Origin of the sequence: Actinomyces provencensis, assembly GCF_900155435.1 — a bacterium.
In the GTDB taxonomy this organism is placed as follows: Bacteria; Actinomycetota; Actinomycetes; order Actinomycetales; family Actinomycetaceae; genus Pauljensenia; species Pauljensenia provencensis.
Genome location: NZ_LT700212.1, coordinates 1,460,759 through 1,469,938 on the forward strand (window position 1 = coordinate 1,460,759; position 9,180 = coordinate 1,469,938).

The 9,180-nt window shown below is 68.9% G+C and carries 7 protein-coding genes; 3 read left to right on the top strand and 4 right to left on the bottom strand.

Translation table 11 applies throughout. The features are described 5' to 3' along the window. Window positions 1–173 precede the first annotated feature (173 nt). Both BQ9890_RS06435 and BQ9890_RS06440 read left to right on the top strand, forming a co-directional pair. The gene (locus BQ9890_RS06435; protein ID WP_075890233.1) at window positions 174–2,048 is read left to right on the top strand and encodes an AMP-dependent synthetase/ligase; all 1,875 of its coding nucleotides are present in this window, start codon (window positions 174–176) and stop codon (window positions 2,046–2,048) included. 250 nt (window positions 2,049–2,298) lie between these two features. Then, window positions 2,299–4,308 carry an AMP-dependent synthetase/ligase gene (locus BQ9890_RS06440; RefSeq protein ID WP_075890235.1) on the top strand — a complete coding sequence of 670 codons (2,010 nt, stop codon included), beginning with the start codon at window positions 2,299–2,301 and terminating at the stop codon, window positions 4,306–4,308. Window positions 4,309–4,435: 127 nt separating this feature from the next. Here the strand turns inward: BQ9890_RS06440 and BQ9890_RS06445 are convergent, their stop codons facing one another. From BQ9890_RS06445 to BQ9890_RS06460, 4 genes are all read right to left on the bottom strand, one after another. Continuing rightward, window positions 4,436–4,843, bottom strand: coding sequence for a chorismate mutase (locus tag BQ9890_RS06445; protein WP_078062552.1), 408 nt, complete (start codon window positions 4,841–4,843; stop codon window positions 4,436–4,438). A 337-nt stretch (window positions 4,844–5,180) separates the two neighbouring features. After that, window positions 5,181–6,434, bottom strand: coding sequence for an ATP-dependent Clp protease ATP-binding subunit ClpX (clpX, locus tag BQ9890_RS06450; protein WP_075890237.1), 1,254 nt, complete (start codon window positions 6,432–6,434; stop codon window positions 5,181–5,183). A 388-nt stretch (window positions 6,435–6,822) separates the two neighbouring features. Next, window positions 6,823–7,479: an ATP-dependent Clp protease proteolytic subunit gene (locus BQ9890_RS06455; RefSeq protein ID WP_075890239.1), complete on the bottom strand. Its 657-nt coding sequence runs from the start codon at window positions 7,477–7,479 to the stop codon at window positions 6,823–6,825. A 1-nt stretch (window position 7,480) separates the two neighbouring features. Beyond that, the gene (locus BQ9890_RS06460; protein WP_075892844.1) at window positions 7,481–8,107 is read right to left on the bottom strand and encodes an ATP-dependent Clp protease proteolytic subunit; all 627 of its coding nucleotides are present in this window, start codon (window positions 8,105–8,107) and stop codon (window positions 7,481–7,483) included. A gap of 579 nt (window positions 8,108–8,686) precedes the next feature. Here BQ9890_RS06460 and BQ9890_RS06465 point away from each other — a divergent pair. Continuing rightward, window positions 8,687–9,180 (top strand): helix-turn-helix domain-containing protein (locus BQ9890_RS06465; protein WP_195907638.1); only part of this gene is annotated, 494 nt, incomplete at its 3' end.

A 9,180-nucleotide genomic window follows, 5' to 3' on the forward strand; every position in this document is an offset into this window, starting at 1 on the left:
GCAGGACCACCAGCGCGAACCCGGGGAGGGCGTCCACCCCGAGGTCGAGGTCGAGGACAGCGCGGAGACCCGCGAGGTCGCCGAACGTTCGGGCGGGGCCGTCCCCGCACCGGTGAGGGAGTCCACGGCTGGGGCCTTCGCGGGTCCGCCCTCGTCGGAGATCCCCTCCACCGATCCCCCGCGACGGGGCCTCCGTCCCCTCGACGGAGGAGGCGCCCGAGAACGGCGCCCTGGAGTGGCACGCACCGGTGCTGGTGCGCATCGACGACACGATGACGATCCCCCGCCTGCTCCAGCAGCGCGTCGCCCGCTCGGCGCGTCGGCCCATCATCGAGCGCAAGCAGCACATGGGCGACATGTGGATCCCCATCACCGCCAACCAGTTCTACGAGCAGATCCAGTCCACTGCGGCCGGGCTGATCGGCCTGGGCCTGCAGGCCGGGGACACGGTGGCGATCATGTCGCACACCCGCTACGAATGGACCCTGCTGGACTTCTCCTGCTGGTTCGCGGGTCTGGTGCCCGTCCCGATCTACGAGACGTCCTCCATCGACCAGATCGAGCACATCCTCTCCGACACCGGTTCCCGTCTGGTGGTCACGGAGACCATCACCATGTCGGAGCTGGTCAAGGCGGCCGCCGAGAAGGCCGGGCGCGACGACGTCCAGGTGCTCTCCCTGGACTCCGAGGCCATCCAGACCATCGTCGAGGCCGGGGCCACCGTGCCCCGCAACGACGTGGCGGCGCGCACCGCGCAGCTGACCACGGAATCCGTGGCGACGATCGTCTACACCTCGGGCACGACGGGCACCCCCAAGGGCACCGTGCTCACGCACGGCAACTTCACCGACCTCGCACTCAACGCCAACCAGTGGATGCCCGAGATCGCGATGCACCCGGAGTCCCGCCTGCTGCTGTTCCTGCCGCTGGCCCACGTCTTCGCCCGCTTCCTGCAGCTCTTCCAGCTCAGTGGCGAGGGCGTCCTCGGCTACACCTCCGACATCAAGAACCTCCTGCCGGACCTGGCCACCTTCCGCCCCAGCTACCTGCTGGTGGTGCCCCGCGTGCTGGAGAAGATCTACAACTCCGCCGACGCCCAGGCCGGTGCCGGTGGCAAGCAGCGGATCTTCCGGTGGGCCGCGAAGGTCGCCATCGCCCACTCCCGGGCACAGGACACGGAGGAGGGGCCCTCGGCCAGCCTCAAGGCCCAGCGCGCCGTGGCTGACCGTCTCGTCTACCAGAAGATCCTGCGTCTGGTGGGTGGCAACGTGGACTACATCGTCTCCGGAGGTGCGCCACTGTCGGAACGCCTGGCCCACTTCTACCGTGGGATCGGGATCCCCGTCCTGGAGGGCTACGGCCTGACCGAGACGGTCGGACCGGTCTCCGTCAACACCCCGCGACTGTCCAAGATCGGGACCGTCGGCCCGCCCCTGCCCCCACTGTCGGTGCGTATCTCCGAGGTGGGCGAGGTGCTGCTCAAGGGTGCCTCGATCTTCAAGGGGTACCGCGGCAACCCCGAGGCGACGGCCGCGGCCTTCACCGCGGACGGTTGGTTCCGCACCGGTGACCTGGGCTCCCTGGACCGCGACGGCTACCTGCGCATCACCGGGCGCGCCAAGGAGATCATCGTGACTGCGGGCGGGAAGAACGTCGCCCCCGCGGCCCTGGAGGACGACCTGCGTGGCCACCCGCTGATCTCCCAGGTCGTGGTGGTCGGTGACAAGCGGCCGTTCATCTCCGCCCTGATCACCCTGGACGCCGAGATGCTGCCCATGTGGTTGAAGAACCACGGACTCCCCGAGATGTCGGTGTCCGAGGCGGCCAATGACCTGGAGGTCCAGGCGAGCCTGGAGCGCGCGATCGAGCGGGCCAACCAGCACGTGTCGCGGGCGGAGTCGATCCGCAAGATCAAGATCCTCACCACGGACTTCACCGAGGCCAACGGCCTGATCACCCCGTCGATGAAGGTCAAGCGCGGAGTCGTCCTCCAGCGCTTCGCCCCCGTCATCGACGACATCTACGGAGGCCCGGTCCAGAACGTGTGAGAGGGGCCGCAACGGGCGTGGGTCCGCCCTCGTCGGCACCCCGGCAGCATCCGGCTGCGGGGCGGCGCAGGTACGGGGGTGGGTCCGCCCTCGTCGACCCTCCGCGCCCGGGCGGGACACCCCACACCCCTGGGGGCGCGCCCGATCGCTTCCACGCCCTCCGCATGTCTAGGCTGGACGGGGACGCGGAGACGGGTGGACGGAAGTCGGCCCGCGCGACCCGGCGGATCCACTCAGGAGGAGGCGGCCCATGGCGGCGTCGGAGGATGACCACGAGCAGGTGCACACAGGCGCAGAGGCGGTCCCCGCGGACCCCCAGGAGCACGGCACACCCGAGCCCCCGGCACCCCTCGACGTGCAGGAGGCCACGGCAGGGGCACCCGTGCCCGTCCCGGACAAGGCCTTCCTCCGCGACCGCGTCGTCGGTGAGCGTGACGGTTCGCCCGTGTGGCGCGGGCCCGACCTGGTCGAGGCCCGGGCGTCGACCACCATCCCCTACCTGCTCCAACGCCGCGTGCAGCGTTCTGCGGGGCGTCCCCTCATCGAGGTCAAGTCGCCGATGGGCGACACGTGGACCCCGATCACCGCGCGTGCCTTCCACGAGCAGGTCCTCGACGTGGCGGCTGGCCTGATCGGCCTGGGGCTGGAGTTCGGCGACGCCGTCGCGATCATGTCGCACACGCGCTACGAGTGGACCCTCCTCGACTACGCCTGCTGGTTCGCGGGTCTCGTGCCGGTGCCCGTGTACGAGACCTCCTCCCTGGAGCAGGTCCGACACATCCTCGGTGACTCGGACGCCCGTCTCGCCATCGCCGAGACGGTGACCATGGCGGAACTCATCAAGGCGGCGGCGGCCTCCGCTGACCGGGCGGACCTGCGGGTGCTCTCCCTGGACCAGGAGGCCCTCCACACCATCACCGACGCCGGCTCCGGTGTCACGCACGCCGATGTCGCAGCCCGCACGAGCCGGTTGGACGCCTCCTCCGTCGCGACGGTCGTCTACACGTCGGGAACCACGGGACGGCCCAAGGGCACCGTCATCAGCCACGGGAACTTCGCCGACAGCATCGTCAACTCCGAGCGCTGGATGCCGGAGGTCAACGCCTCCCCCGACTCCCGGTTCCTGCTGTTCCTGCCCCTGGCCCATGTCTTCGCGCGCTTCATCGAGGTCTACCAGGTCTCCGGAGAGGGCGTCCTCGGCCACGTCGGCGACATGAAGAACCTGCTGACCGACCTGCGCGCCTTCCGCCCGACCTACGTCTTCGTGGTGCCGCGCGTGCTGGAGAAGATCTACAACTCCGCCGACGCCCAGGCCAGCGGGTCCGCGCAGAAGATCTTCCGCTGGGCCGTCAAGGTGGCGATCGACCAGTCCCTCGCACAGGACACGCCGGAGGGCCCCTCCAACCGGCAGCGCCTGCTCCACGCCGCGGCCGACCGGCTGGTCTACGGGAAGATCCGGGCGCTGGTGGGGGGCAACCTCGACTTCTTCATCTGCGGGGGCGCGCCACTGTCGGAGCACCTGGCCCGCTTCTACACGGGCATGGGCCTCACCGTGCTGGAGGGCTACGGACTCACGGAGACGGTCGGACCGATCTCCGTGAGCACGCCGAGCCTCAACAAGATCGGCACCGTCGGCTCCCTCCTGCCCAAGGTCTCCGTCACGGTCTCCGAGGAGGGCGAGCTGTTGATCAAGGGGCCCTCGGTCTTCCAGCGCTACAACAACGACCCGGAGGCGACGACGGCGGCCTTCACGGAGGACGGCTGGTTCCGCACCGGTGACCTCGGGTCCGTGGACGAGGACGGCTACATCCACATCACCGGTCGGCTCAAGGAGCTGATCGTCACCGCCGGTGGGAAGAACGTCTCACCCGCGGTGGTCGAGGACGACCTCACCAGCCACCCGCTGATCAGCCAGATCGTCGTCGTCGGTGACAAGAGGCCCTTCATCGCCGCCCTCATCACCCTCGATGCCGAGATGCTGCCCACCTGGCTGAAGAAGCACAAGCTGCCCCCCATGTCGGTGGCCGAGGCGGCGGACAACATCGAGGTCCACGCCGCTCTGGAGCGTGCCGTCGACCGGGCCAACAAGCACGTCTCCCGGGCGGAGTCCATCCGCAAGATCAAGGTGCTGCCGACGGACTTCACCGAGGCCAACGGCCTGCTCACCCCGTCCCTGAAGGTCCGCCGTGACGCCGTGCTGCGCCGCTACGCCGGCGTCATCGACGACATCTACGGAGGCCCCGTCCCCGACGTCGAGTGAGTCGGGCGGTCGGCGGTTTCGGGTCGGGTGGGTGGATCGCGGGGCCCCGTCCCGGAGGGGAAGTGAGCCGGGCGGTCGGGTTCCGGGTCGGCCGGTGCGGAGGTGATCCGCTGCGGTCGCCCGGCGCCTACCTGCGCTCGTAGTCGCGCTTGATGTCCTCGTGGTGCCGGATGACCTCACGCACCATGAAGGACAGGAACTTCTCGGCGAAGTCAGGGTCCAGACCCGACTCCTCCGCGAGGCGCCGCATCCGGGCAACCTGGCGGGCCTCGCGGGCCGGGTCCTCGGGCGGGAGGTCGTGCTCGGCCTTGATGTGTCCGACCTTCTGGGTGCAGCGGAAACGCTCGGCGAGGATGTGGATGAGAGCGGCATCGATGTTGTCGATGGTGGCACGGGCATCGGCCAGCTCCTCGGGGATGGCCGCACCGCCGCGCGACGCCGGCCGGGCGGACGCCTCCGACTGGGCGGATGCATCGTGGCCCGGTGCTGGCGCCCGGTCGTCACGGCTGGATGGAGTCCCGGTCTGCTCCGACATGGTGCCCTCCCTGTCCGGGAACGCTCGTCCCGACGGACCCATTGTGGACCACCCCGCCGGACCCGTGCCGGCAGGTGCGTGGGCGTGGACGAGGGCGCCGGCCTCGACCGGGAACGGATCGCAGGATCCACGGTCGGCCTCAGGAGCGATCCGCGCCGCAGACAGACCGAAAAGGGTCGTGAGATCGACTCCCAGTGCTCCCCGCGTCATCCACGGACGATCTCACGAGCGATCCGCGCCGCTGGCAGCTCGGGAGAGGGCCTGAGATCGACCTCTGCTGCACGTGGCAGAGCCGGGACGGCGCCCGCCGTCGGGAGCGGCGAGCCGGAGGAACCGACTAGGCCGTCCGGGCGTCGCCCTCGTGCTCGGCGTAGAGCTCGGCCTCGCCCGTTCCGGCCACGGCGTCAGCGGTGATGAGGACTCGGGCCACGTCGGTGCGGCTGGGCATCTCGAACATGAGGTCCGACAGCGTCTTCTCCATGATCGAGGAGAGCCCGCGAGCACCGGTCCCCCGGGAGTTCGCCTGGGCGGCCACGGCCAGGAGCGCATCGTCGGTGAAGTCCAACTCGATGCCGTCGAGTTCGAAGAGGTGCTGGTACTGGCGCACCAGGCAGTTCTTCGGTTCGGTGAGCACGCGCACCAGGTCCTGCTCGGTCAGCAGCTTGGTGGACGTGAGGATCGGGAGGCGTCCGATGAACTCGGGGATCATGCCGAACTTGTGGAGGTCCTCCGGGGTGACGGACTCGTACAGGTCCCCGTACTCGGCTGCGGACTTCAGATTGGAACCGAAGCCGGTGGAGCGCTGCCCCAGGCGGGCCTTGACGATCTCCTCGATGCCGGCGAACGCGCCGGCCGCGATGAAGAGGATGCCGGAGGTGTCGATCTCCAGGAACTGCTGGTGGGGGTGCTTGCGCCCGCCCTGGGGCGGCACCGAGGCGGTGGTCCCCTCGATGATCTTCAGCAGTGCCTGCTGGACGCCCTCGCCGGAGACGTCGCGGGTGATGGAGGCGTTCTCGCCCTTGCGGCCGATCTTGTCGATCTCGTCGATGTAGATGATGCCGCGCTCGGCGCGCTTGATGTCGCCGTCGGCCTCCTGGATGAGTTTGAGGAGGATGTTCTCCACGTCCTCGCCCACGTACCCGGCCTCGGTGAGCGCGGTGGCGTCGACGATGGCGAAGGGGACCTGCAGGAGGCGGGCGAGGGAGCGGGCGAGGTGCGTCTTGCCGGTGCCCGTGGGGCCGAGGAGGAGGATGTTGGACTTCGTGCCCTCCATGTCCTCGTCGTGGCCGGCCTCGCGGGAACGCACGCGCTTGTAGTGGTTGTAGACGGCGACGGAGAGCGCGCGCTTGGCGCGGTCCTGGCCGATCACCCAGGAGTCGAGGAAGTCGTAGACCTCACGTGGCTTGGGCAGGGGTTCGTCGGAGCTCTCGGTCTGGGGACCGAACTCCTCGTCGAGGATCTCGTTGCACAGCTCGATGCACTCGTTGCAGATGTAGACGCCCGAGCCACCGATGAGCTTGCGGACCTGTTTCTGGCTCTTGCCGCAGAAGGAACACTTGAGCAGCTCAGCACCGTCGGTCAGTCGGCTCATGCCGATCCCTCCCCTCCTGTGTCCCGCCCAGAACCTGTCGGTCGGGACCCGGTCCGGCCGTCCGGCCCCATCCGGTGGTGGTCCGGACGAGCCCTGGAGTGCGCGAATCCCTCGTCGTTCAGCCTATTCCAGCCCGTGGTGCGCCGCGAGGCAACACACGGACCTCCCCCCGGGAACCCGCCCCCATCGCCCCCATCGCCGAAGTCCGCTCACTTGGGACCTCGAAGTCCGCTCTGTTCTGACCTCGAAGTCCGCTCACCCGGACCCCGGGGTGCGGACGAGGGCGGCACCAGCGTTCGCGGTCCGCCACCCTGTCCCGCAACCGCAGCCGCAGGACGGGTCCGACCCCGCGGACGCTCACGCGCCTCCCTCGTCGCTGGACCCGCTGTCAGGCGACGGGCTCCTCGCCCTTGCGCGAGGCGAGGACCTGGTCGATGAGACCGTACTCCAACGCCTGCTGGGCGGTAAGGATCTTGTCGCGCTCGATGTCGCGACGCACCTGTTCCACCGGCGTGCCGGAGTGCTTGGCGAGGGTCTCCTCCAGCCAGACGCGCATGCGGTCGATCTCGTCGGCCACGATCTGGATGTCCGAGGCCTGGCCCTGGATGCCCTCCATGGCGGGCTGGTGGATGAGGACGCGAGCATTGGGGAGCGCGAGGCGCTTGCCCGGGGAGCCCGCGGCCAGCAGCACGGCGGCGGCGGAGGCGGCCTGGCCCAGGCACACCGTCTGGATCTGCGGCTTGATGTAGAGCATCGTGTCGTAGATCGCCGTGAGAGCGGTGAAGGAACCACCGGGGCTGTTGATGTACATGGTGATCAGCGAGTCGGGGTCCTGGGACTCCAGGACCAGCAGCTGCGCCATGACGTCATCCGCGGAGGCGTCGTCGACCTGGACGCCCATGAAGACGATGCGGTCCTCGAAGAGCTTCGCGTAGGGGTCCTGGCGCTTGAAGCCGTAGGCGGTGCGCTCCTCGAAGGTGGGCAGGACGTAGCGGGCCTCGGGCATCTGCCGGGCGATCGCCTCGAAGTAGGGGGTGGTGCTCATGTCAGTTGGCTCCGTTCTGACCGTCGGTGGCGCGACGCCCGATCTCCTGGGGAGAGCTCACGACTCGGTCGACGAACCCGTACTCCAGGGCCTCCTGGGCGGAGAACCAGTGGTCGCGGTCCGCGTCGGCCTCGATCTGCTCGACCGTCTTGCCGGTCCGCTCGGCGGTGATCTCCGCCAGCTCCTTCTTCATCTTGAGGATGAGGTCGGCGTTGATGCGGATGTCAGTGGCGGAACCTCCTGCTCCGCCCAGGGGCTGGTGCAGGAGCACGCGCGCGTGGGGGGTGATGTAACGCTTGCCGATGGCTCCCGCGGTGAGCAGGAACTGCCCCATGGAAGCTGCCAGGCCCATGCCCACGGTGGAAACGTCGGGCTTGATGTACTGCATGGTGTCGAAGATGGCCATGCCTGCGGTCACCGAGCCGCCGGGGCTGTTGATGTAGAGAGAGATGTCGGTGTCGGGATCCTCCGCGGCCAGCAGCAGCAGCTGCGCGCAGATCGCGTTCGCGTTCTCGTCGCGCACCTCCCCGCCCAGCCAGATGATCCGCTCCTTGAGGAGCCTCTGGTAGACCGCATCCCCGAGTGCCATCGGGGAGTCGGGCCCCTGCCCCGCGGCCGTCGTGCGCATGTCGCTCACGTGTCGTCCCTCCGTCAGTGGCCCGCGAGTGCGGGCCGTTGCTGACATCCAACCTAGCCGGTCGTGTGCGGTGCGGACACGGCACCCGCACCCTTTTCGCTGACGGCGCAGGCTCGGTGGGGGTGCTCCCCCTCCCCTCCCCCTCGGCGAAGTCCGCTCTGTTCGAGGGTCGAAGTCCGCTCACTTCACGAGCCGGGGTGCGCTCCTGGTGCAGGGGCTTCCCACGACGAACCCGGGGACGGACTACGGGAGCAGTGAGGACACGCTCGTGACGGTCCTCGACGATTTCCCGGGGCTGGTCATCGGAGAAAGGGGCCGTACGTGGCATCCGTGTGCAGGAATGCACCCAGTTTCTCGACACGAGGACCGAATGCGGACCCTGCACGCCTCACCGCACGGCTCTGACCTGCATTGTTGTCCGCTCCGTCATCCACGGACGTGCGACAGCCGGAGAAACTGGGCTCTTGTGACTGATCTGTGGGTGGTTGGGCGGGTCTGGACGGGTGCACGCCGTTCTCTCGTCTATGTTCCTGGCTTGTCGAGAGTCAGTAACGAAACAGGGAGAACGGCGTGCAGGAAACCACCCTATGGCGAGGGCTGCTGGGAGTCGAGAAGACCACGGTCGTCGAGCAGGTCGAGTATGACGCGGACGAGGGCATCGTGGTCGCGTCGGTGCGTGCGTCGGGGAAGCTGAGGCCTCGGTGCGGGAGGTGCGGCAGACGTGCTGCCCGTTACGACCTCGGTGAGGGGCTGCGGCGGTGGAGGGCGCTGGACCTGGGCCCTGTCCCGGTGTGGCTGGAAGCGGAGGCGCCGCGTGTGAAGTGTACTGAGCATGGGGTGATCGTCGCGCAGGTGCCGTGGGCGCGTCACGGTGCCGGACACACGAGGTTCTTCGACGATCAGGTCGCGTGGTTGGCGACAGTGTCCTCGAAGTCTGCCGTGAGGGAGTTGATGCGCATCGCGTGGCGCACGGTCGGAGCGATCGTTGCCCGCGTGTGGGACGACACCGCCGCCGAGACCGACCTGTTCGCCGGGCTCACCCGCATCGGGATCGATGAGATCAG

Excerpts from the sequence above, each read along its gene's own strand:
- BQ9890_RS06440 (WP_075890235.1), top strand. The coding sequence starts at position 2,299 with ATGGCGGCGTCGGAGGATGACCACGAGCAGGTGCACACAGGCGCAGAG.
- BQ9890_RS06445 (WP_078062552.1), bottom strand. The coding sequence starts at position 4,843 with ATGTCGGAGCAGACCGGGACTCCATCCAGCCGTGACGACCGGGCGCCA.
- clpX (WP_075890237.1), bottom strand. The coding sequence starts at position 6,434 with ATGAGCCGACTGACCGACGGTGCTGAGCTGCTCAAGTGTTCCTTCTGC.
- BQ9890_RS06455 (WP_075890239.1), bottom strand. The coding sequence starts at position 7,479 with ATGAGCACCACCCCCTACTTCGAGGCGATCGCCCGGCAGATGCCCGAG.
- BQ9890_RS06460 (WP_075892844.1), bottom strand. The coding sequence starts at position 8,107 with ATGCGCACGACGGCCGCGGGGCAGGGGCCCGACTCCCCGATGGCACTC.